This is a genomic window from Bombilactobacillus thymidiniphilus (assembly GCF_023380245.1).
GTDB classification, from domain to species: domain Bacteria; phylum Bacillota; class Bacilli; order Lactobacillales; family Lactobacillaceae; genus Bombilactobacillus; species Bombilactobacillus thymidiniphilus.
In genome coordinates, this window is the sequence record NZ_CP093365.1 from 992,543 (window position 1) to 1,014,892 (window position 22,350).

At 37.2% G+C, this 22,350-nt stretch carries 19 protein-coding genes and 1 tRNA gene; 18 read left to right on the top strand and 2 right to left on the bottom strand.

What is annotated here, in order from left to right:
* Window positions 1-8: 8 nt before the first annotated feature.
* The 11 genes from citC to MOO47_RS05130 all read left to right on the top strand — a co-directional run bounded on the left by citC (window position 9) and on the right by MOO47_RS05130 (window position 11,566).
* The gene (gene citC, locus MOO47_RS05080) at window positions 9-1,067 is read left to right on the top strand and encodes a [citrate (pro-3S)-lyase] ligase (RefSeq protein ID WP_249512389.1); all 1,059 of its coding nucleotides are present in this window, start codon (window positions 9-11) and stop codon (window positions 1,065-1,067) included.
* Complete coding sequence (gene citD / locus MOO47_RS05085) at window positions 1,057-1,350, top strand: citrate lyase acyl carrier protein (RefSeq protein ID WP_249512390.1); 294 nt, start codon at window positions 1,057-1,059, stop codon at window positions 1,348-1,350. The genes citC and citD overlap by 11 nt, the downstream gene beginning before the upstream one ends.
* The gene (gene citE, locus MOO47_RS05090; protein ID WP_249512391.1) at window positions 1,351-2,265 is read left to right on the top strand and encodes a citrate (pro-3S)-lyase subunit beta; all 915 of its coding nucleotides are present in this window, start codon (window positions 1,351-1,353) and stop codon (window positions 2,263-2,265) included. It abuts the gene before it with no gap.
* Complete coding sequence (gene citF / locus MOO47_RS05095) at window positions 2,255-3,793, top strand: citrate lyase subunit alpha (RefSeq protein WP_249512392.1); 1,539 nt, start codon at window positions 2,255-2,257, stop codon at window positions 3,791-3,793. The genes citE and citF overlap by 11 nt, the downstream gene beginning before the upstream one ends.
* Before the next feature lie 42 nt (window positions 3,794-3,835).
* The gene (citX, locus tag MOO47_RS05100; RefSeq protein WP_249512393.1) at window positions 3,836-4,372 is read left to right on the top strand and encodes a citrate lyase holo-[acyl-carrier protein] synthase; all 537 of its coding nucleotides are present in this window, start codon (window positions 3,836-3,838) and stop codon (window positions 4,370-4,372) included.
* A gap of 3 nt (window positions 4,373-4,375) precedes the next feature.
* The gene (locus MOO47_RS05105) at window positions 4,376-5,227 is read left to right on the top strand and encodes a triphosphoribosyl-dephospho-CoA synthase (RefSeq protein ID WP_249512394.1); all 852 of its coding nucleotides are present in this window, start codon (window positions 4,376-4,378) and stop codon (window positions 5,225-5,227) included.
* Between the two features lie 77 nt (window positions 5,228-5,304).
* Window positions 5,305-6,675 carry an NAD-dependent succinate-semialdehyde dehydrogenase gene (locus tag MOO47_RS05110; RefSeq protein WP_249512395.1) on the top strand — a complete coding sequence of 457 codons (1,371 nt, stop codon included), beginning with the start codon at window positions 5,305-5,307 and terminating at the stop codon, window positions 6,673-6,675.
* Window positions 6,676-6,832: 157 nt separating this feature from the next.
* Entirely contained in the window at window positions 6,833-8,029 is a 1,197-nt protein-coding gene (locus MOO47_RS05115) for an aminotransferase class I/II-fold pyridoxal phosphate-dependent enzyme (protein ID WP_249512396.1), read from the top strand.
* 58 nt (window positions 8,030-8,087) lie between these two features.
* The gene (locus tag MOO47_RS05120) at window positions 8,088-9,470 is read left to right on the top strand and encodes a hypothetical protein (protein ID WP_249512397.1); all 1,383 of its coding nucleotides are present in this window, start codon (window positions 8,088-8,090) and stop codon (window positions 9,468-9,470) included.
* An 87-nt stretch (window positions 9,471-9,557) separates the two neighbouring features.
* Window positions 9,558-10,826, top strand: a complete 1,269-nt coding sequence (gene tyrS, locus MOO47_RS05125) for a tyrosine--tRNA ligase (protein WP_249512398.1) — start codon at window positions 9,558-9,560, stop codon at window positions 10,824-10,826.
* 8 nt (window positions 10,827-10,834) lie between these two features.
* Window positions 10,835-11,566: a DUF975 family protein gene (locus MOO47_RS05130; protein ID WP_249512399.1), complete on the top strand. Its 732-nt coding sequence runs from the start codon at window positions 10,835-10,837 to the stop codon at window positions 11,564-11,566.
* 32 nt (window positions 11,567-11,598) lie between these two features.
* On the opposite strand, the gene MOO47_RS05135 is transcribed toward MOO47_RS05130, so the two are convergent.
* The gene (locus tag MOO47_RS05135; protein ID WP_249512400.1) at window positions 11,599-12,249 is read right to left on the bottom strand and encodes a metal-dependent transcriptional regulator; all 651 of its coding nucleotides are present in this window, start codon (window positions 12,247-12,249) and stop codon (window positions 11,599-11,601) included.
* Between the two features lie 88 nt (window positions 12,250-12,337).
* On the opposite strand from MOO47_RS05135, the gene MOO47_RS05140 reads away from it, so the two are divergent.
* From MOO47_RS05140 to MOO47_RS05165, 6 genes are all read left to right on the top strand, one after another.
* Window positions 12,338-12,856 (top strand): HdeD family acid-resistance protein, encoded by a 519-nt coding sequence (locus MOO47_RS05140; RefSeq protein ID WP_249512401.1) that lies wholly within the window; start codon window positions 12,338-12,340, stop codon window positions 12,854-12,856.
* A gap of 56 nt (window positions 12,857-12,912) precedes the next feature.
* Window positions 12,913-12,985 (top strand) — tRNA-Thr (locus MOO47_RS05145).
* Window positions 12,986-13,117: 132 nt separating this feature from the next.
* A complete protein-coding gene (locus MOO47_RS05150) occupies window positions 13,118-15,655 on the top strand; it encodes a M1 family metallopeptidase (RefSeq protein WP_249512402.1) in 2,538 nt (845 codons plus the stop codon).
* 93 nt (window positions 15,656-15,748) lie between these two features.
* Complete coding sequence (locus tag MOO47_RS05155) at window positions 15,749-16,057, top strand: glycine cleavage system protein H (protein ID WP_249512403.1); 309 nt, start codon at window positions 15,749-15,751, stop codon at window positions 16,055-16,057.
* A gap of 236 nt (window positions 16,058-16,293) precedes the next feature.
* Window positions 16,294-18,438: an ABC transporter permease subunit gene (locus MOO47_RS05160; protein ID WP_249512404.1), complete on the top strand. Its 2,145-nt coding sequence runs from the start codon at window positions 16,294-16,296 to the stop codon at window positions 18,436-18,438.
* Window positions 18,435-19,172, top strand: coding sequence for an amino acid ABC transporter ATP-binding protein (locus MOO47_RS05165; protein ID WP_249512405.1), 738 nt, complete (start codon window positions 18,435-18,437; stop codon window positions 19,170-19,172). Before MOO47_RS05160 ends, MOO47_RS05165 begins: the two co-directional genes overlap by 4 nt.
* Window positions 19,173-19,205: 33 nt before the next feature.
* Here MOO47_RS05165 and arcD read toward each other — a convergent pair whose 3' ends face one another.
* Entirely contained in the window at window positions 19,206-20,612 is a 1,407-nt protein-coding gene (gene arcD / locus MOO47_RS05170) for an arginine-ornithine antiporter (RefSeq protein ID WP_249512406.1), read from the bottom strand.
* 259 nt (window positions 20,613-20,871) lie between these two features.
* On the opposite strand from arcD, the gene MOO47_RS05175 reads away from it, so the two are divergent.
* A complete protein-coding gene (locus MOO47_RS05175) occupies window positions 20,872-22,221 on the top strand; it encodes a cytosine permease (RefSeq protein WP_260523898.1) in 1,350 nt (449 codons plus the stop codon).
* Window positions 22,222-22,350: the final 129 nt, after the last annotated feature.

The window sequence follows — 22,350 nt, forward strand, 5'->3', positions numbered from 1 at the left end:
GAGCATTTATGGAAGTCATTAAAGATTTATATTTGCTAAATAGTGCTGTAAAAAAACAGTGGGAGTCATTTCTACAGCAGCATGGAATTGATAATTTTAATAATGCAGAGACTAAATATCTGAATCAGACTGTTGGTTTATTTGATGAGCATGATCAGCTGGTGGGTACCGGATCCATTGCCCAAAATGTCATGAAATATGTGGCAATAGAGGTGCATGGGGAAATCCATGCTGGTGTGCGATTCAATAAAATTATATCAGCCTTGATTCAACGTCTAGACCAAGCGCAAATAAGCCACTATTTTGTTTTTACAAAGATCAAATATGTTAGTAGTTTTAAGCACATTGGTTTTCATTGTTTGGCGCAAGTGCCGCAAGGTGCACTATTGGAAAGTGGATTTCCAACGATTAAGAATTATTTGGCACAATTATCGCAGCCTAATAGTGAGCAACAACAAGTTGCTGCAATTGTAATTAATGCCAACCCTTTTACAAAGGGGCATCGCTATTTGATTGAAAAAGCTGCCCAAGAAAATGATCTAGTGTATGTGATCGTAGTTCAACAAAATGCTTCGTTATTTACAACACCGCAACGCTTGTATTTAGTACGCTTAGGTGTGCAGGATTTAATGAATGTAAAAGTTATTGATGGTGGCGAGTATACTGTTAGTTTTGCCACTTTTCCCGCTTATTTTTTGACTAGCAGTGATGCTGTCATTGACTATCAAACGCGTTTGGATGCACAATTATTTAAAAATTGGTTTGTACCGGCTTTGCAAATCAAGCGTCGCTATTTGGGTACAGAGCCAACATCGCATACTACACGATTATATAATGATAATTTACAAGCTATTTTACAGCCCGAAGTTGAAGTGCTTGTTGTGCCTCGTTATCAGTTGGCTGATGGACAAATAGTATCTGCTTTTCAAGTACGTCATTATTTGGTGACCCAAAATTTAGAGCAGATTGCTCGGTTAGTTCCAGCGACAACCTTTGATTTTATCAAGGCACATTGGGCTATTTTGCAACAACGAATTCAGAAAGGATGGCATGGTAATGGAAATTAAAAGGATTGCTACGGCAGGAACCTTAGAATCATCTGATATCCAAATAACTATTGCACCAGGTAATAATGGTTTACAAATTGAGCTGCAATCTGATGTTATTAAACAATTTGGCGCGCAAATCAAACAGACAATTATTGATGTTTTAACAAATTATGGTGTTCAAAACGCGCAAATCAAAGCAGTTGATAAAGGAGCTTTGGATTTAGTAATCAAAGCGCGTGCGATCGCTGCCGTACAAAGAGCCCTGGAGATTAGTGAAGAGCCACGTTGGGAGGTGCTTTAAATGTCTGATTCTGCAACAAGATTAAGACGCACAATGATGTTTGTTCCAGGCAATAATCCTGCCATGATTAAGGATGCAGGTATTTATGGCGCTGATTCAGTGATGTTTGACTTGGAAGATGGCGTTTCTTTAGCTGAGAAAGATGCAGCTCGTTATTTGGTTTATGAAGCGCTAACTAATATTGATTACGGCGATACAGAACTAGTTGTGCGAATTAATGGTGCTGATACGCCTTTTTATGACAATGATATTAAAGCTATGGTTAAAGCGGGTGTTGATGTAATTCGTTTACCTAAAGTGGAATCTGCAGAAATGATACAAGATCTGGAAGTTAAAGTAGCTGCTGCAGAAAAGGAATTTGACAAGCCGGCAGGTTCAATTAATTTAATGGCAGCAATTGAATCTGCGCAAGGTGTTTTAAGCGCTGCAGAAATTGCTAAAGCTTCTAAGCGCATGATTGGTATTGCACTTTCAGCAGAAGATTATACGACAGATATGAAAACGCATCGTTATTCAGACGGTGCAGAACTATTTTTTGCTCGGAATATGATTTTGCATGCTGCACGTGCTGCCAAAATTGCTGCTTTTGATACCGTCTTTACTAATATGGATGACCCTGAAGGATTTTATCGTGAAACTAAATTAATTCATCAATTAGGTTTTGACGGTAAATCGTTGGTTAATCCACGACAAGTAGAAATGGTTAATAAAGTTTATGAACCAACCAAGAAAGAAATTTTGAATGCCCAAAATGTGATTGCTGCTATTGCACAAGCCCAGAAAAAGGGTTCTGGTGTTATCTCGATGGATGGTCAAATGGTTGATCGTCCAGTAGCGTTACGTGCACAAAGAGTCATGATGTTGGCTAAAGCTGCTCATTTGGTAGACGAGGAGGGGAACTATCTTGGAGAATAGTCTAGGTCGCAATTTATCAGCTGAATTATTACAAAAATTAGCATATCAACCTTATCAAACAACGGATTTTGGTCATCCAAAAATTCAACGTCATGCGCCAATGGTGACCGCTACTACTGGTAATGATAAAGTCGTAAATTCCTTAAAAGAGGTCGTGCAAAAAACGGTACGCAATGGCATGACTATTTCGTTTCACCATCATTTTCGGGAAGGTGATTTTGTTTTTAACAAAGTCATGCGTATTATTATTGATGCAGGTTACCAAGATTTGACGTTGGCGCCATCTTCATTAACTAATGTAATGAATGATATTGTTGTGGAAGCTATTGAGAAGGGTGTTGTTACAAACATTACTTCATCGGGGATGCGTGGATCTTTAGGTGATGCTATTTCACACGGTGTGTTAGATAATCCGGTTATTTTTCGCTCACATGGTGGTCGTGCCCGTGCTATCGAAGAGGGTTCTTTGAACATAGATGTTGCTTTTTTAGGTGTTCCCAACGCGGATCGCTTAGGTAATGCGAATGGTATGAATGGTAAAACAGCTTTTGGATCCTTAGGCTATGCCCTCATTGATGCGCAGTATGCCGACAAAGTGGTGTTGATTACTGATAATTTGCAAGAATATCCGAATACACCCGCTTCCATTAAGCAAACACAAGTTGATTATGTGGTGCCAATTGAGCAAGTGGGTGACCCTGATAAAATTGGTTCTGGTGCAACACGTTTTACGAAAGATCCAAAAGAGTTAAAAATTGCGAAAATGGTTAATCAAGTCATTGTTAATTCACCTTATTTTAAGGAAGGTTTTTCTTTTCAAACTGGATCTGGTGGAGCAGCATTAGCGGTAACTCGCTTTTTGCGCGAGTCAATGTTGGAAAAGGATATTAAAGCTTCCTTTGCGCTGGGAGGCGTCACTAAACCAACCGTTGATTTATTAGAAGAAGGATTGATTGGGCGAATTATGGATGTGCAAGATTTTGACAAAGGCGCCGCTAAATCAATGCACTTGAATCAAAATCAGCAAGAAATTGATGCTTCTTGGTATGCTGACCCTGCTAATAAAGGGGCCATGGTTGACCAACTCGATGTGGCGATTTTATCCGCGTTGGAAGTGGATACTGACTTTAATGTGAATGTGATGACAGGATCGGATGGTGTGATTCGTGGTGCTATTGGCGGGCACCAAGACGCAGCAACTGCTAAATTAACAATTATCTGTGCACCACTTGTGCGTGGACGCATTGCCACGATCGTACCCAAAGTGACTACTGCAGTTACACCGGGGGCTTCGATTGACGTGATTGTGACGGAAATTGGCATTGCCATCAATCCTAAACGTACCGATTTGCAACAAGCCTTAGCGCATGTGCCAGGGCTAGTTGTTTATACGATTGAACAGTTACAACAAAAAGCGGAAGCAATTGTTGGTAAGGCTCAACCATTACAATTCAAGCAACGTCCTGTAGCATTGGTGGAATATCGCGATGGTACAATTATTGATGAAATCAATGAAGTACAAGATTAAAAAATTAAGGGGCGAAAGCCTCTTTTTCTTTGAGGTGTGCATGTGATTTTAGATGAAGGAAAACCGCAATCCTTACTTAAGATTTTACAAAATAAAGAATGGCGTCAATATTATCAACGACAATTATTGGATCGCGCACCTCAAGCTAGTTTGGTAGCTGTAAAATTGAATATTCCAGGTGCAATTAAAAATAACTTTTATTTACAAAAAATGTTTCAAAGTGGATGGCAAGAATTACTTGCACAAATTAAACTTGAGTCGACTATTTTAGAATCCGCTGTTTATTTACAATTATCCACAGGACCTGAAGCTTTTGCCACCACGAAGTTGAATAGTACTGATTTAAAGCAAATAACGATTGCATTTGAAGATAATTTTGCTTTAGGACGACTATTTGATGCAGATGTTTTGTGTTCTGACACACCCCAACCGTTTTCACGACAAGATTTAGCACTTCCGCCTCGGCGCTGCTTAGTTTGTGATTTGCCGGCTAAGCAATGTGCCCGCGAACAGACACATTCTAAAGCACAATTGCGACAGGCTATTGAAAATTATTATCAAAATTATTTTGGAGCGTAAGTCATGTCAGAGCAGACGAAATTTTTAGCGCAAATGGCGCAAAAAGCCTTACTTTATGAAGTAGTCGTGCACCCTAAACCCGGTTTAGTGGATCCGGTTGATACCGGCTCGCATACGGACATGGATATTTTTACTTTTTTAGATAGTACAGTTAGTTTATTGCCGTATTTTCAACAAGCCAGTCAATTGGGAGCAAGTTTTGTGGGTGACAAGCTGCCAGCTTTATTTCAACAATTGCGGGTTTTAGGACGGCAAGCTGAAAAAACTATGTTTGCTGCCACTCATAATATAAATACGCATAAAGGGGCAATTTTTTCTTTAGGAATTGCAATTGGGGCAACTAGTTTTTGCTGGCAACATGAAAAGCGTGATTTGCCAACAATTCAAGCGACTATTCAAGGTATGCTGGTCAACTTAATTCGAGATGATTTGGGCGCTGCAATATCGAAAAAAAGCCCACAAACTGCAGGTGAGCAGCAATTTGTGCAATATGGTTTATTAGGTATTCGTGGTCAAGCCCAAGCTGGTTTTCCAGTGGTTATAGAACAAGCTTTACCATTTTTGCGACAAAGCCACGGCACTACTAATACACGGTTGTTAGACACTTTAATGCTTATTTTGCAATATACGGATGATTCCAACTTAATTAAACGCGCGCACAGCCAACAAATCATGCCTTGGGCACGTCAACAAGCCCAACGATATTTCGACTTAGGTGGTGCGAATACACGATCTGGGATGGCCTTTTTGCACAAATTAAACCAAAAATTTATTCGATATAATTTGAGTTTAGGTGGGTGTGCAGACTTGTTGATCTTGACGATTTATTTTGGTTTACTGGAAAATATTATTTGAGTTGTATGCTACTTTAGTTCTTTTAATTTATAGATGCACTATAATAAGTATGAATTTATGAAGGAGGTCATATTATTATGGCATATCAAACGATTTATCCATATACTGGTGAGTTATTGCAAAAATATGATGATGCGACAGAGGCAGATTTGGAAGCTGCGTTATCGACTGCTAATCATCTGTATCAAACTAGGCGAAAGCAACCAGTTTCTGAACGTGCCCAAATTTTACACCAAATTGCGAAAGCGCTAACAAATCATGAAGATGAGTTAGCTAAAGCAATGACTTATGATATGGGTAAGTTACTGACTGAGTCCAAAGGCGAAGTTGAATTATGTGCTTCTATTGTGGAATATTACGCTCAACATGGCGAAGAATTTATGCAACCAGTCCCATTGGATTCACAATCCGGTAAGGCTTATTATTTGAAACAAGCTACTGGCGTGATTGTGGCTGTGGAACCGTGGAATTTTCCTTTATATCAAGTTATTCGGGTGTTTGCTCCTAACTTTATCGTGGGTAATCCAATAATTTTGAAGCACGCTTCTATTTGTCCTACTTCAGCACAAAAATTGGCTGATGTTGTCTTGGAAGCAGGGGCACCTAAAGGTGCGTTGACTAATTTGTTTATTAATTATGATTTAGTAGCTAAAGCTATTCATGATCCTCGAGTTACGGGTGTTTGTTTAACTGGTTCTGAGCGCGGGGGTGCCTCGGTAGCCAAAGAAGCCGGCGATGCTTTGAAAAAATCTACCTTAGAGTTGGGCGGTAACGATGCTTTTATTGTTTTAAGTGACGCTGACGATGCCCAACTTAAAAAAATTGCCCCGAATGCGCGGTTATATAATGCAGGGCAAGTTTGTACTTCATCCAAACGTTTTATTGTCATGGCTGATAAGTATGATAATTTTGTGGCGATGCTAAAGGAAGCTTTTGCGAAAGCTAAAATTGGCGATCCGATGGATCCAGAAACGGTAATTGCGCCACTGAGTTCACAAAGTGCTCAAGAAAAATTGCAAAAACAAGTTGATACAGCTATTGAACATGGCGCTAAATTAGTTTATGGTAACGAGTCAATCAATAGTACCGGTTTCTTCTTTCAACCGACCATTTTAACTGATATTAATAAAGATAATCCAATTTATAATCAAGAAATGTTTGGTCCGGTGGCTACTGTCTACAAAGTAAATTCTGAACAAGAAGCTATTGATTTAGCTAATGATTCCAGTTACGGCTTAGGAAATACGATTTTTTCTAGTAATGTGGAACACGCGAAAGCTGTGGCAGCTAAAATTGAGACAGGAATGTCTTTTATTAATTCTGGCTGGGCTTCCTTACCAGAATTGCCATTTGGTGGTGTGAAGAATTCCGGCTATGGTCGAGAATTGAGTAGTTTAGGTTTAAATGCTTTTGTGAATGAACATTTAGTATTCGAGCCTAATAATTAATAAGAATAGCCTTGAGCTGACCATCAACTTAAGGCTATTTTTATTCTTAATTTTAATGAAATTTAACCATAATTGTTTTCCATTTAATAATAGCGGTATAATTAAGGCTTACAAGTTTACGATAATTGCTAGCCAAATATAGAAAGGGACTCATTATATGTTTGACATGGAACAAAGAATGAATACGGTTGCATTACAAATTAAACCTCAAGATATTTTTTTGTTTAATGCGCGTGCTTTAAAAACACCGGGTATCATTAATATGACAGTGGGTGAGCCTAATTTTGCTACGCCAGAGCATATTCGCCAACACACCAGTACACAACTTTTGCAGCAAACTATGCACTATACTATTCCTGAAGGAAAGCCTGCATTAACAGCAGCAATTGCCAATTTTTTGCATGATAAATATGATTTGAATTATGATCCAAGTAGTCAAATTATCGCAACGCTTGGTGTGACTGAAAGTGTTTATACCACTTTGGCTGCTATCTTAAATCCAGGTGATGAAGTCATTGTGCCCACGCCTTCTTTCACAATTTATGGACCTGATATTATTTTAAATCAAGCCAAACCAGTTTTTGTGGATACCTCTAAAACTAATTTTCGTTTGGATCCTGCAATGCTACGTGCAACATTGCAAGAACACCCTCGAGCAAAGGCTTTAATTTTGAATTATCCTAATAATCCTACGGGAATTACTTATGATAAAGCGCAATTACAAGCTTTAGCTGAAGTTCTGCAAGAATATGCTATTTTTGTGATTAGTGATGAGATATATAGCGAATTATCTTATGCACATAAGCATGTTAGTTTTGCAACTTTATTACCAGAACAAACGATTTTATTAAATGGTTTATCAAAGTCGCATGCGATGACTGGATGGCGTGTGGGCTATATTTGTGGTCCACAAAAAGTGATTGCACATATTTTGCATGTACATGAGTTAATCACTACTTCTATTCCAGAAGTGACGCAAGATGCCGCTATTGAAGCTTTGACTAATGGTCAAGACGATACGCATACTATGAGTGTTCAATATCAGAAACGACGGGATATTTTGTATAATGGCTTGCAGCAATTAGGGTTTAAAGTCGCTAAGCCACAAGGTGCTTTTTATATTTTTGCTAAAATTCCAGCGCAGTTGACGCAAGATGATGTGAAGTTGGCAGAAGACTTAATTGCCAAAGAAAAATTAGCATTGTTGCCAGGAAGTTTCTTTGGTATTGGTGGTGCAGGTTATTTGAGGATTAGCTATGCTGCCAGCCTTGAAAATATCAAGATTACATTAACAAAATTGCAACATTATTTAGTTGAAAATGGGGTGGAGACTAAGATTGAGGGGAAGAGTTAGGCTTTATACAACCAATTTATTAAAGATAGTTTTAATTATATTTGCTTCACTGATAGTCGTGGGTGCCGGTTTAGCTAGTTGGCAGTTATTGTATGCTGATCCGCTAAGTGGGCGCTTGAAAATATTATTTGGTTGGTTATTGATCGCAATACTAGTGCTGGTAGCTAGCTTTATTTTAGTTAAAATACCTGACCAGAGATCAACTAATTATTATGTGATCGGTAGTGTGCTTGGTTTATTTGCCATCGTCTATCTAGTTTGGATTAAGCAAACACCAGTCCAACAATCTAGTGACTATCATACTTTTTGGCACACTGCTGATGCAGCACTTAAAGGCGTGCCGATATATCACAGTGACAATGGTTATTTTGCTAAATGGGCTTATCAAACAGGTTTTTTAGCTTATGTGATATTAGTAGTTAAGCTTTTTGGTCATCAAATTCAAGTGGTGCAGTATTTGAATGTCATACAGCAAATGCTGATTTTGCTGTTGACTTATCGTTTAGCAGTTAAAGTTACTGGCAAAACCACTATTGGGCGACTTAGTTTGTTATTGGTGGGAATTAATATTGAATGGTTTGCTTTAAATAATCGAGTCACCAATCAATATTTAGCTACGATCTTTTTTTTAATTGCCATAATTTTAGTCTTATCACCAAGACGCTTTAATTGGTTGTGGGCAGCATTTTCGTTAGCGATTGCTAATATTTTGCGTCCACTCGGGATTGTTTTTTTAGCAGGAATTATTGTGTTTGTGGTGATTTATCAACTATCAAAAGTAAAACGGACACAATTAAAAGCTGCTATAAGTAAATTAGTTGGCTTGATAATCATTTATTTTGTTACTTTGCTGAGTGCTAGTTTTGCTGTTAAAGCAACTAATTTTAATTCTTATGGACTCAGCAATCAAGATAATCCGTGGAAATTTGTTTTGGGCTTGAATTATGAAAGTAACGGTACTTATTCGACAGCTATTAAGAACCAAATTAATCCGCACGCTGATCGCAAAGCGTGTTTAGTTCAGGAAAATCGATTGGTCAGGCAAAATATTATATTTTTGCAACAACGCCATTTATGGTGTCGATTATTTATACACAAATTTTTTATTTTGTGGGCGCAACCATCCAATACATTGGATTTTTCGTTATTTGCCAACAACCATAGTTGGGTACACACGCAACAATTAAAATTAATAGCTTACGGAATCAGTGTGTTGGAAATGCTGGGAGTGTTTTTAGGTGCACTTGTTTTATGGCGCAAGTCAGTGGGAGATGATTTATACCTATTATTGTTGACTTTATTTGCTTATGCCAGTGCGCAACTGCTGATTGAAGTGCAAGGGCGCTATCGCTTAGAGTTTGTTCCCTTTTTAGCGATTATTGCTGCGATTGGACTGGATTTTGTTTGGACTAAAATCACATTGATAAAATTTAAAGATTGATTATGGTGATTTGTTGGTATAATTAATTATTGATATGATTACACATAAATTAATACTTAAATAAGGATTATTTTTCAGGAGACCAAGATGACTAAAAATATAATAGATGAATTAATTTGGCGTGATGCCATTAACCAACAAACCGATGCTGCTGGTTTAAGGGAATATGTAAATGATCACCACATTGCCTTATATTGTGGTGTTGATCCGACCGGCGATTCTTTGCATATCGGTCATTTAATTCCCTTTATGATTTTAAAAAGATTTCAGTTATTAGGTCATAAGCCGGTTATTGTGATTGGTGGAGCGACAGGATCTATTGGCGATCCTTCAGGCAAGAAAGCCGAACGCGTTTTACAAAGTAAGGAACAAATTGAGCACAATCAAGCTGCTTTAACACAACAGATGATCAACTTGTTTGGTACAGAGAACTTTGAAATTGTGAATAATTATGATTGGCTATCACGTTTAGACTTGTTAACTTTTTTGCGTGATTATGCCAAGTTATTTAATGTTAATACTATGTTGAATAAAGATGTGGTGGCTTCACGGTTGAAGACGGGAATTTCTTATACAGAATTCACATACCAAATTTTGCAAGCTATCGATTTTTTGACGTTGTATCGTGAACATAATGTGCAATTGCAAGTTGGCGGTGGCGATCAATGGGGTAATATTACCGCGGGTATTGATTTACTTCACCGCGTTGAGGGTGCTGATACTAAAGTTTTTGGTCTAACCATCCCACTATTACTAAAAGCAGATGGTACTAAATTTGGTAAAACGGCTGGTGGCGCAATTTGGTTGGATCCTAAGAAGACTAGTCCTTATGAATTTTATCAGTTTTGGTTAAATACTGACGATCGTGATGTGATTCGTTATTTGAAATACTTTACTTTTTTAGATGCAACGGAAATTGCTGATTTAGAGCAGCAAGTTCAAAGTGCACCAGAAAAACGTATTGCCCAAAAAACTTTGGCACAAGAAGTAACGCGTTTTGTGCACGGTCAAGCAGCAGTAGAACAAGCAGAACATATTTCTGAAGCTTTATTTGCTGGCGATTTATTGAGTTTAACAGCAGTTGAAATTGAACAGGGCTTTAGCTCGGTGCCTACAGTAACTTATGATGGTGCCACCTTGAATTTAGTGGAATTTTTGGTAGATGCTACAGCAATCGAACCGTCACGTCGCCAAGCGCGCGAAGATATTCAAAATGGCGCCATTTATATTAACGGTACTCGACAGTCCGAACTGGATTACCAAGTGGACCCTAATGCTGCTTTTGAAGGACGTTTCGTTATTGTTCGCAAAGGCAAGAAGAAATACACGCTAGTGCGTGTTGCAACAAATGATTAGGAGAAAGTATGCAACATATTAGTATAATTAAGCGTGAAGCTAGACATGTATTAAGTAAAAAGCCACATAATCTAGTAAATTTGGGTTTAATACCCACGATTGTTTTAGTTATTTTGTTCATATTACTTTTTAGATTATCAACACAAATTGTGTTGCAACTGAATTTAACGCAAATTGATAAGCAATTTTATGCTGATGTACAAAGTTTTTTGACTAATAATCCACAGATTTCATTGTATTATTTAGAAGGATTCTTAGCTTACGGAATGTTTGCAGTTAGTGTTTCGTTTGCTGCTTTAGATCAATTGCGTGAAACTACCAAACAAATGGGGATTGCACAAAGTTTACAGGTTTTTTCAGGCGTCTACTTTTTTAAAGTTTTAGTTTTATGGTTAGTAATCTATTTGATTTATTATTTAGGTAATTTAATTTTGTTGCCAATTGGTCTATATTTTTATTACGGCTTCAAGTTAACCTATTTCATTTTAAAAGACTTGACGCAAGGATCTGCCCGTATTTCTTGGCGCAACGCATTAAAAACTTTAGGTTATAGTTGGACAATGATGCGTGGTCATAAATGGCAATTATTTGTTTTAGATTTGAGTTTTATTGGTTGGGATCTCTTGAATTTTATGACACTAGGTCTTTTTAATTTATATGTGGCGCCTTATCGGGCTGCTAGTTATGCTGTTTTCTATCAAAACTTATTAGATCAGCAAATTGGTGCAAGGTTATCATAATAAAAAAATCGTCTGGCTTAGCCAGACGATTTTTAGATTTTCTCAACAAATATATAATGGGTCAATTCTTTACTAACGGAAATTTTTTGGTGCTCTTTGGTTTCCAATAATAAAGAATGATCAAAATTAGAACGTTTCACAACAGTTAATACTTGGTTTAATTTCAAGCCTAAGCTGTGAAAGTAACTTAGAAAATCGCGATTATCAAAAATGCGCACAATTTTAATTGTTGTATTTTCTGTGATGTTACTCAATAATAAATCATCATCATCACTTTGTCCTTGTCCGTTACCTGGAATAATTCCGCCGTGCGGGCATTTTTGTGGATATTGGAGATATTGATTTAAAGCTTGCGCTAATTGAGTATCAGTAGCGTGTTCTAGGTCATCAGCAGCTGAATGAACTTGATCGATATCATAATGTAATTTATTTACCAGAAACACTTCCCATAAACGATGCTTTTTGACCAAATCTTTCGCCAATGCTTGACCATTTTTAGTTAAAAAAATCTGGTTATACGGAGTATGCTCAATCAAGTCGTCTTTGGCTAAAGGAACTAACATTTCTGTTACTGAGGGTGCGCTAACTTGCATCATTTCAGCCAGACGTTTATTGGTAACTTTTTGGGAACTATGCTGCAATTCGAAAATGTTTTTAAGGTAATTTTCCTTATTGGGTGACAAATTTTTGCTACCTCTCCTATTATGGTATATCCTACATTATAGGATTTTCCGTGGGAACCTGCAATTTTATTTATGAGGTGGAGTTAGTATGAATAGTAAAAAAGGTTTTGATATTTTTAGTTTGATTATCGGACTTTTCTCGTTGTATGTGGGTTATTTAGTTATCAAAAATCCGATAACTGGTTTGTTATCAATAGTGATTACGATTGGTATTTTTGCTTTAATTCGAGGGATTTATCAGTTGTACTTGAGCTACAAGTTACGCAAATGGACCGATAAAAAAGTTGGTTGGTTGATTTTTTCGGGGATTGTTGATATTTTATTGGGCATTATTTTCATGTTTAACCTCGCTTTAGGACTACAAACTTTGATATTGATTTTTGCTATTTGGTTTATTATTGATGGAATTGCTGAGCTGAGTTTGGCTCCCATTTATGATCTTGCTGGCAAAAGCTATCGTTGGCTGATTATTGTTTTGGCTGTTTTAAGTATTATTGCGGGGATTATTTTATTATTTCGACCGTTATTAGCAAGTGTGTTAATTGTTAGTTTAGCAGCTATTTATTTCTTTGTTGCTGGGATTTTAGAAATAGTTGAAGCTTTTTAATAAATTAGTTCTTGGCAAAGACTGTTACTTTTGCTATCATAAATAGGTGCTCAGTTGCCATCTTAGCTCAGCAGGTAGAGCGCCACCATGGTAAGGTGGAGGTCGTCGGTTCGAATCCGACAGATGGCTTATTAGAAAGCCTGTCTTGATAGACAGGCTTTTTTGTTTGGTTGATTGTTAGATGCTAATCTTGTAATCTAGAAGTTGACCAGTTAAAATTTACTCAATTGGACGAAATAAAAATATTATAAGGTAAGGATAATGATAGAAGTTAAAAGATTTTATGACACTTTTGTACCAGAGCACTATGATTTGTTTCTGGATATCAATCGAACGAAAAAAACAATTACTGGTCAAGTTAAGGTGCAGGGAGAAGCCAAGGAGTTAAATATTTTATTGCACCAAAAAGATTTGCAAATTGTCGGTGTGCACTTAAATGATCATCCTGTTTTATTTCAAGTTTTGCCACAGCAAGATGCTTTACAAATAACTTTGCAAAAAACAGGCATTGTACAATTGGTTATTGATTATACAGCCGAACTAACGGATTCAATGATGGGTATTTATCCTTCATACTACCAAGTCGATGGTGTTAAAAAGCAGATCATAGGAACGCAATTTGAAACAACTTTTGCACGACAAGCTTTCCCTTGTGTCGATGAACCCGAGGCTAAGGCAACCTTTACACTAGCTTTGAAGTTTGATGAGCATCCTGGTGAAATTGCTATTAGTAACATGCCAGAGCAAAAAGTTGTTGGGGGGGTACATTATTTTGAACCAACAGTGAAAATGTCTACTTATTTAGTTGCCTTTGCTTTTGGGGAATTACAAAGTGAAACTACACAAACTAATAGTGGTGTCCAAGTTGGCGTTTTTGCGACAAAAGCACATCCAACAAAAAATTTGAAATTTGCATTGGATATTGCTAAAAGAGCGATCGAATTTTTTGAAGAATATTATCAAACACCTTATCCGTTGCCACATTCTTGGCAGTTAGCATTACCGGACTTTTCAGCGGGTGCCATGGAAAATTGGGGATTGATCACTTATCGAGAAGCTTATCTGCTTTTGGATCCAGAAAATGATTCTTTAGCCACTAAAATCAGTGTAGCAACTGTGATTGCCCATGAATTAGCGCATCAATGGTTCGGGGATTTGGTAACTATGAAGTGGTGGGATGATCTTTGGTTGAACGAAAGTTTTGCCAACATGATGGAATATGTAGCCATTGACGCATTGGAGCCGGATTGGAAAGTTTGGGAAACTTTTCAAGATAGTGATGTTCCCTTAGCTTTACAAAGAGATGCGATTTTTGGTGTACAGCCAGTGCACGTGCAAGTTGAACATCCTGCTGAAATTGATGCTTTATTTGATTCAGCAATTGTTTATGCTAAAGGTGCACGAATGCTTGTAATGGTACGTTCTTTGATTGGTGAGCAAGCTTTGCGTACAGGATTGAAGAATTATTTTGCACAGCATCAATATCATAATGCGACAGGTGAAGATTTATGGACAGCTTTAGGTGCTGCTGCCCAATTAGATATTAAGTCTATTATGAATACTTGGTTGGAGCAACCCGGTTATCCTGTGGTGCGCGCGCAAGTTGTAAATGGTCAATTGACATTAACGCAACAACAATTTTTCGTTGGTGCGAGTCAAGATGCAGGACGTCTATGGTCGATACCTTTAAATGGAAATTACGCAGCTACACCGCAAATTTTGCAGGCAAAAAATATTACTTTAGGTGACTATCAAAAGTTACGTGATCAAGCAGGTCATCCTTTCCAATTGAATTGTGGTAATAGTTCTCATTTTATTGTGCAATACGATAAGTTGCTATTAACAGATTTGTTGACAGATTTGCCAAATTTGGCTGCTATTGATCAACAGCAGTTATTGCAAGATTTACATTTGTTGGCTGAAAGTGGTGCGATTGCTTATGCTGATTTAATGACTTTAATGACTAAGTTTGCCGACAGTCCATCTAATATTGTGATCAATGCTTTATATAAAATTATGAACGATGTTAAAAAATTTGCAGTGCGCGATGCAGTGACCGCCAATAATTTGCGTCAATTTTTTGATAAATTGAGTGGATCTAAATTACAAGATTTAGGCTATGAACCAAGGACAACGGATACTTTAGATGACCAATTGGTACGTCCTATAATATTAAAGGCTTCATTGTATGCTAAAAATAAGCAAACGATGCAAGCTTTGCATGCTATCTATCAACGTTATGATGCTGATCTAGCTACTTTGCCAGCTGACATTCGGTACTCGGTACTTCTAAATGAAGTCCAAAATTATGGCAATTTGGCGTTGCAGCAACATTTATTAACCACTTATCAGACAACAGCTAATAGTAGTTTCAAGCGAGATCTACAGCAAGCTTTGACTGGTTCACCGGATAAGCAATGGTTGAATAAATTGGTAACTTCTTTTGAAGACAGCAAAGTTATTAAGCCACAAGATTTACGTGCCTGGTTTGCAGGAATCTTGGCTAATCGCACGGGACAACAACTAGCTTGGGATTGGATTCGCAATGATTGGTCTTGGCTAGAAAGAACAGTTGGCGGGGACATGGAATTTACAACCTATATTACTGTCATCTCCAGCACTTTCAGTACAGCGCAACGTTTGCAAGAATTTACTGAATTTTTTGAGCCAAAACTAGAAACGCCAGGTCTGACACGCGAAATTACGATGGATACCCAAATCATTCAACAGCGAGTCACCTTAGTTGATAAAGAATATTTGGCTATGGTAACCCAATTAGCTAAATGCGCTAATAAATAAACAATTGGCTACTTTCTGAATTTTTGGAAAGTAGTTTTTTATTGATTGAGGTCTGTAACTACTTATTATAAAATGAGTTTGGAGGTGGATTGAGTGGGTAATAATGAGCAAGATTATTTCTGGCAAGACCAATTAGCCAATGGGCATACTTTAATTGGGTTAAATGAAAAAGGGCAAGAAGAGATTGGCACTGCTGCTTTTGTGGACTTTGCACCTAATTTAAAGAACGTTCAATTAGGTGACCCGCTTGTGGCGATTGAAGGATCCAAAGTAGTAACACAGTTTGATACGCCGTTAGCGGGTAAAGTAGTTCAAATCAATCAAGACTTGTTGGAACATCCGGAGAACTTGAACAGTTCGGATCATCAGGCAACTTGGATCGTGGAATTAGCAGAGGAATAATAATTTTAAGGTGGGGTAACAATATTATTGTTGATATGCCATCTTTTTTTGAATAAGCACTAATTAATTAAGACTTATAATTGCTCACTTATTTCTAACTATCTTGATTAGGTGTATAATATTTTTATTATTTCGTGAAGCACATCAATCAATCTAAATAAATGGATTATTAGAATGGAAAGAATAATTTATTCCGCACGCTAAATAATAGATCAATCATTGACGGAGGAATTAAAATGAAAAAACGATTGAGGCAAGTCTTCACGTGGTTAATGTTCCTAAGTGTTTTTGTGACTTGTTGGAACTTAACAACCACCAAAACACAAGCCAAAACTTATCAAATTGGGACAGATGTTACCTATCCCCCCTTTGAATTTGCGAACGATCAAAATCAATATGTGGGGATTGATATCGATTTATTAAAAGCAATTGCTAAAGAAGAGGGTTTCCAAGTCCACATTAAGCCAGTTGGTTTTAATGCGGCAGTGCAATCTGTGCAATCTGGGCAATTAGATGGAATTATTGCTGGTACGACTATTACCAAGGAACGCCAAGCTAAGTTTGATTTTGGAACTCCATATTTTAAAACGGGCGTCGTCATGGCGGTTGGCAAAAATAGCGCTATCACTAATTTGAAACAGTTAAAAAATAAAAAAGTGGCTTTAAAGACAGGGACAGCAGCTGCTAGTTATGCTAACAGTATTAAGGACAAATATGGCTTTAAAACCGTGACTTTTGACGATTCTAATAGTATGTATCAAGATGTAAAGACTGGAAATTCAGTGGCTTGTTTTGAAGATCAGCCAGTGATGCAATATGCCATTAACCAAGGTATGGATTTGAAGATTGTGACTAAGGCTGCTAATACTGGCTGGTATGGTTTTGGTGTGAAAAAGGGCACTAATCCAGAGTTAATACAAAAATTTAATGCTGGTTTTCGTAAGATCAAGCAAAATGGTACTTATAACAAGATTATCAATAAGTATCTAGGTACTAAACAGAATCCTGCGGTTAAAGGCAAGACTTTCACGATCGGAACCGATGTAACTTTTCCTCCCTTTGAATTTGCGGACAAGCAAAATAAATATGTGGGTATTGACATTGAACTGATGCAATCAATTGCTAAAGATCAAGGTTTTAAAGTTAAGATCAAGCCATTGGGTTTTAATGCTTCAGTACAAGGATTACAATCTGGGCAAATTGAAGGCATGATTGCGGGTACTTCGATCACTAAAGATCGGCAAAAAGTATTAGATTTTTCAGAGCCTTATTTCACATCAGGGGTGGTCATGGCAACTTCTGATAAAGGCGATGTTCATAATTTGTCCCAACTGCATGGCAAGAAAGTGGCTATTAAAACCGGAACCGCCGGTGCGCAATATGCCAACAGTATTAAGAAGAAGTATGGTTTTAAGACAGTTACTTTTGATGATTCTAATAACATGTATCAAGATGTGTTAACTGGTAATTCAGTGGCTTGTTTTGAAGATCAACCAGTAATGCGTTATGCCATCAAAAAAGGTACAAATCTGAAAATTGTTACGAAGCCGGCATTAAAGGCACCATATGGATTTGCCGTAAAAAAAGGTGAAAATAAAGCGTTGTTGAGTGCTTTTAATAATGGTTTGAAAGATGTTAAGGCTAACGGCACTTATGATGATATTAAAGCTAAATATTTGGGAACTAAGAAAGATAATAATGCAGCTGTTAGTAGCAATGACCAAGATGATCGTAGCTTTATGGGATTGTTGAAGCAAAATAAAGATGCTTTATTATCTGGTTTTGGGCAAACAATGTGGTTAACGTTGGTGGCTATTTTCTTTGCAACTATCTTTGGTATTTTAGTCGGTTTAATGGGTGTGGTGCCTATTAAATTCTGTAATTGGCTATCTAGTACGTTAATTTATGTTTTCCGCGGAATGCCCTTGTTAGTTTTAGCCCTGTTTATTTATACTGGAATTCCTAGTTTAACAGGACAGAAAATCCCCGCTTTTATAGCTGGGATCATTACTTTGACGTGTAACGAAGGGGCTTATATTGCAGCTTTTGTCAAAGGTGGTATTGAAGCTGTGGATTCAGGGCAAATGGAAGCGGCGCGTAGTTTAGGTTTGCCTTTTGGTAAAGCGATGCGTAAAGTTATTTTGCCACAAGGAATCAGGATTATGATTCCTTCCTTCATTAATCAATTTATTATTACCCTAAAAGATACTTCAATTTTGTCAATTATTGGTATTTTAGAATTGACGCAAACTGGTAAAATTATTATCGCTCGCAATTTGGAGGGTTTCAAAGTTTGGACCATTATTGCATTAATTTATTTGATCGTCATTACCTTGTTAACATGGCTTTCTAACTGGGTGCAAAGGAGAATTAAAGGATGAGTGCGCGAATAAAAGTAACGGATTTAGTCAAAACTTATGGCAACAATGAGGTACTCAAGGGTGTCGATTTAAATGTTAATAATAATGAAGTGGTCGTGATTATTGGACCCTCAGGATCTGGGAAAAGCACGTTGTTGCGGACATTGAATAAGTTGGAAGCGCCGACTTCTGGCTCAATTGTCGTAGATGGTGTGGATATTGCTGATAAAAGCGTGGACATTAACAAAGTACGTGAAAATATCGGTATGGTTTTTCAACATTTTAACTTATTTAATAATTTATCGGTTGGGGATAATATTACTTTGGCACCTTTGCAATTAGGTAAAAAAGATAAATCAGCGGCTGTGCAACAAGCTCAGAAGTTATTGGAAACTGTCGGCTTGGCTGATAAAATTGATCAACCGGTTAATTCTCTATCGGGTGGGCAAAAACAACGAGTTGCCATTGCCCGTGCTTTAGCAATGGAACCTGATATTATGTTATTTGATGAACCAACATCAGCTCTAGATCCGGAAATGGTCGGTGATGTTTTACAAGTTATGAAGAATTTGGCTAGTCAAGGTATGACGATGATTGTAGTGACCCATGAAATGGGCTTTGCCAAAGAAGTGGCGGATCGGGTAGTCTTTGTCGATGAAGGCAAAGTACAAGAGCAGGGCACACCAGAACAAATATTTAATCAACCAAAAAATGCCCGGTTACGTGACTTTTTAAATAAAGTGCTGAATATATAAAAAAAGGACAAACCTAATTGGTTGTCCTTTTTTTTATATTTTAATAATTTGTGCTAAAACAAGAATTAGAGCTAAGACGCCTAGAAAGATTAAGCAGATGACACCCCATTTTTCACGTTTGCTAAAAAGTGGTGCTGAAAGTTGGCGCCGAGCCAGATAATAGAGATAAATTCCCGGAAGATAAATAATTGTACAAACTAACAAATATTGAAGACCAGCTAAAGTAATGCCGACTAATTCGAATAGTAATGTTCCCCAACCAATTGCTAATTGTAGGCGATTGCCTTGTTGTTTAGCTTGCTTGATTTGAAAAGCAGCTACGATGATGTACGAAATGACAACTGCTGCTGTGCACAAACTGTAAGCTAATTCATAAGCTTCTTGACTGAATAGTAGGGTTATCAGAAAGATTTGCACCATTACTCCAGTAATAACTAAGGCAAAAGTTGGCGCTTTGTGTTTGTTCAATTGTCCAATTTTGGCAGGTAGGAGTTGTTTTTTAGCCATTTCACTGAGGGTTTCTGCAGGCAACATTGTCCAAGAAATCCATGCACCGAAAATAGATATTAATAAGCCAATGCTAATAAATGTGCCACCCCAAGAACCTACTAATTCTTTAAATAGGTAAACCATGGCTGGTTGTTTAGCGTTAATTAGTTGGACTCTTGTAAAATGACCATAAGGTAATATAGAAGCACAAATATAGATCAATAATAAACAAAGTACCCCAATGATGGTAGCGCGTCCAGCTGCTTTTTGACTGGAAGCACGCGCAGATAACACGGAAGCTCCTTCAATGCCGACAAACACCCACATCATCACCATGAAGCAATTTTTAATTTGTTTCAAAATGCTGCCATCACCAACAGAATTATGCAAATTACCCCAGAAATCTTGTGTAAAAATACCACTTTTAAAAGCAAAGATGCTAACGATGATAAATGTAAAAATGGGAATTAATTTGCATAAAGTAATAATGGAATTGATGAAAGCAGCATTTTCAACGCCACGATTGACTAGCCAAGTTAAAAACCAGGAACAAAGACTAGCAATAATAATTGATATAAGACTATTATTTTTGAGGAAAACAGGAAAAAAATAACCTAAGGTGCTCATGAATACTGTGGAAAAGGCAACATTGCCTAACCAACATGACATCCAGTAGCCCCAGCCACTAATAAAACCAGTGAAAGGACCAAAACCAGATTGACCGTAACTGAAAATACCTTGTAAATCTGGTCGTTCGTGCAATAAATTATTGAGAGTGGTAGCCAATAATAAAATGCCGCAACCAACAATGAACCACGATATTAAGGCAGGACCAGGTGACGCAGCCTTTGCTAAATCGCTGCTCAAGGCAAAAATACCGGAACCAATTGAGGTGGTCACCACTAATGAAACTAAAGTTAAACTATTAATTTTTTTATTTGGTGTTTCCATGAAATACTGACAACTCCTAACTTGCTTACACAATAATAGCAAATTTTATAAATATAAGATATAAAAGATTACTATGTAAAATACAGTATGTTAGATGGATTGACATTTGATAAAACGATCGGTAAAATGCTATCCAAGGTATACGTTAAATCCTTTAAATAATTCAGAGAAGTTATTAAGGAGCGTTAGTTGTTGATAGTGACTAGGCGCACAAGATAATAACTTGTGCGCTTTTTTTGTGGAAAACAGGAGAAATGTTGTGGGATTTAGAGATAAAAATGTAGTTCCAAAAGCACAGCGTAATTTGTCAAATTGGGATATGTTTGCTACTTGGATCGGTGCGAATGCCAATAATGGTACTTGGTATATTGGTGGCGTGATTGCTGCTTGTGGTTTTGTAACTTCTTCGACTTTATTGATTTGTGTGGGAATTTTATCTTATGTTTTGCTAGCTTTAGTTTCATTGGCAGGTTTTGAAACAGGTTTGAATTCTATGAACTTGATGCGGGGCGCTTTTGGTGTTAAGGGATCTTTGCTTCCTTCGGTGATTAATGTTATTCAATTCATTGGTTGGGCGGCTGTGAATACTTATATTGCGGCTATTTCAGTCAGCTTTATTTTGCGGGATATTTTTGGTTGGTCAGCCAGCAATCAACAGCTTGATCGTGTTGGCTTGTTTGCCGGTATTATCATCATGTCTTTACTCCATTTGTTGAGTATTTCCTTGGGTGAAAAATCTGTGCGTTGGATTGAGCGAATTGGGATTATTTTGGTAACAATTTTTGTGATTTGGGAATCCATCATTGTTTTAAAAATGGTTCCTTTTCACGAAATTGTTAAATGGCGCCCACAAGCTAGTTTACGTTTAGACAATGGTGTAGCAATTGATACGTTAGCTGCTTTTAATCTGGCATGGGTTACCGCTGCAGCTGATTTTAGTCGCTACGCTAAAAATAAAAAATCTGCGGTGAGTGCTTCATTTTTCGGCGCTAATATTGGTTTGATTTGGTTTGCGTTGATGGGGGTCATTGCTACCATCGCAACCGCTATTACTTTGGATAAATTTGATCCAAATAATTCTGATCCTAGTACGATTGCAACCAAATTGGGATTAGGTGTTTTAGCACTCGTTGTGATTATGTTAACCAGTACAACCGCTAATGCAGTTAATTTAATGGCTGCGGGATCAGCTGCAACTAATATTTTTACCAAATTGAAATTAAAGCCAGCTTTATGGATTGTAACTGGTGTGGCAACGTTAGTAACATTTATTCCAGCTTACATTGCGACCTTTTTAGAAACTTTTGAATTGTTTTTAAATGGTGTAGGTATGTTTTTGGGCCCAGAAATTGCAGTCTTTTTAGTGGACTACTTCATTATCCATCAGCATACTTATCAAATTGATGATTTTGATCAAGTACAAGGCCAATATTGGTACACTAAAGGTATTAATTTACGTGCTCTCTTGGCGTGGCTAATTGGTGTAATTTTGTACTTTGTTTTGCGCCAATTGCATGTAGTTAACGTTACTGTGGGTGCTACATTTATTTCAATGCTGGTTACAGCTGGTATTTACTTGTCGTTAATGAAGAGAATAAAAAATAAATAATAAATTCAACTAGCTTTTCTATACTTAGAAAAGCTAGTTTTTTATTTGGTTTGAAAAATGAGGAGAAATAAAGGTATCCACGCTATGCCAATAATGATATTATTACTCCTGTAAAAAAAATTGGGGGCG

Excerpts from the sequence above, each read along its gene's own strand:
- citD (WP_249512390.1), top strand. The coding sequence starts at position 1,057 with ATGGAAATTAAAAGGATTGCTACGGCAGGAACCTTAGAATCATCTGAT.
- MOO47_RS05160 (WP_249512404.1), top strand. The coding sequence starts at position 16,294 with ATGAAAAAACGATTGAGGCAAGTCTTCACGTGGTTAATGTTCCTAAGT.
- MOO47_RS05130 (WP_249512399.1), top strand. The coding sequence starts at position 10,835 with ATGCAACATATTAGTATAATTAAGCGTGAAGCTAGACATGTATTAAGT.
- citC (WP_249512389.1), top strand. The coding sequence starts at position 9 with ATGGAAGTCATTAAAGATTTATATTTGCTAAATAGTGCTGTAAAAAAA.
- MOO47_RS05105 (WP_249512394.1), top strand. The coding sequence starts at position 4,376 with ATGTCAGAGCAGACGAAATTTTTAGCGCAAATGGCGCAAAAAGCCTTA.
- MOO47_RS05150 (WP_249512402.1), top strand. The coding sequence starts at position 13,118 with ATGATAGAAGTTAAAAGATTTTATGACACTTTTGTACCAGAGCACTAT.
- citE (WP_249512391.1), top strand. The coding sequence starts at position 1,351 with ATGTCTGATTCTGCAACAAGATTAAGACGCACAATGATGTTTGTTCCA.
- tyrS (WP_249512398.1), top strand. The coding sequence starts at position 9,558 with ATGACTAAAAATATAATAGATGAATTAATTTGGCGTGATGCCATTAAC.
- MOO47_RS05115 (WP_249512396.1), top strand. The coding sequence starts at position 6,833 with ATGTTTGACATGGAACAAAGAATGAATACGGTTGCATTACAAATTAAA.
- arcD (WP_249512406.1), bottom strand. The coding sequence starts at position 20,612 with ATGGAAACACCAAATAAAAAAATTAATAGTTTAACTTTAGTTTCATTA.
- MOO47_RS05165 (WP_249512405.1), top strand. The coding sequence starts at position 18,435 with ATGAGTGCGCGAATAAAAGTAACGGATTTAGTCAAAACTTATGGCAAC.
- MOO47_RS05140 (WP_249512401.1), top strand. The coding sequence starts at position 12,338 with ATGAATAGTAAAAAAGGTTTTGATATTTTTAGTTTGATTATCGGACTT.
- MOO47_RS05110 (WP_249512395.1), top strand. The coding sequence starts at position 5,305 with ATGGCATATCAAACGATTTATCCATATACTGGTGAGTTATTGCAAAAA.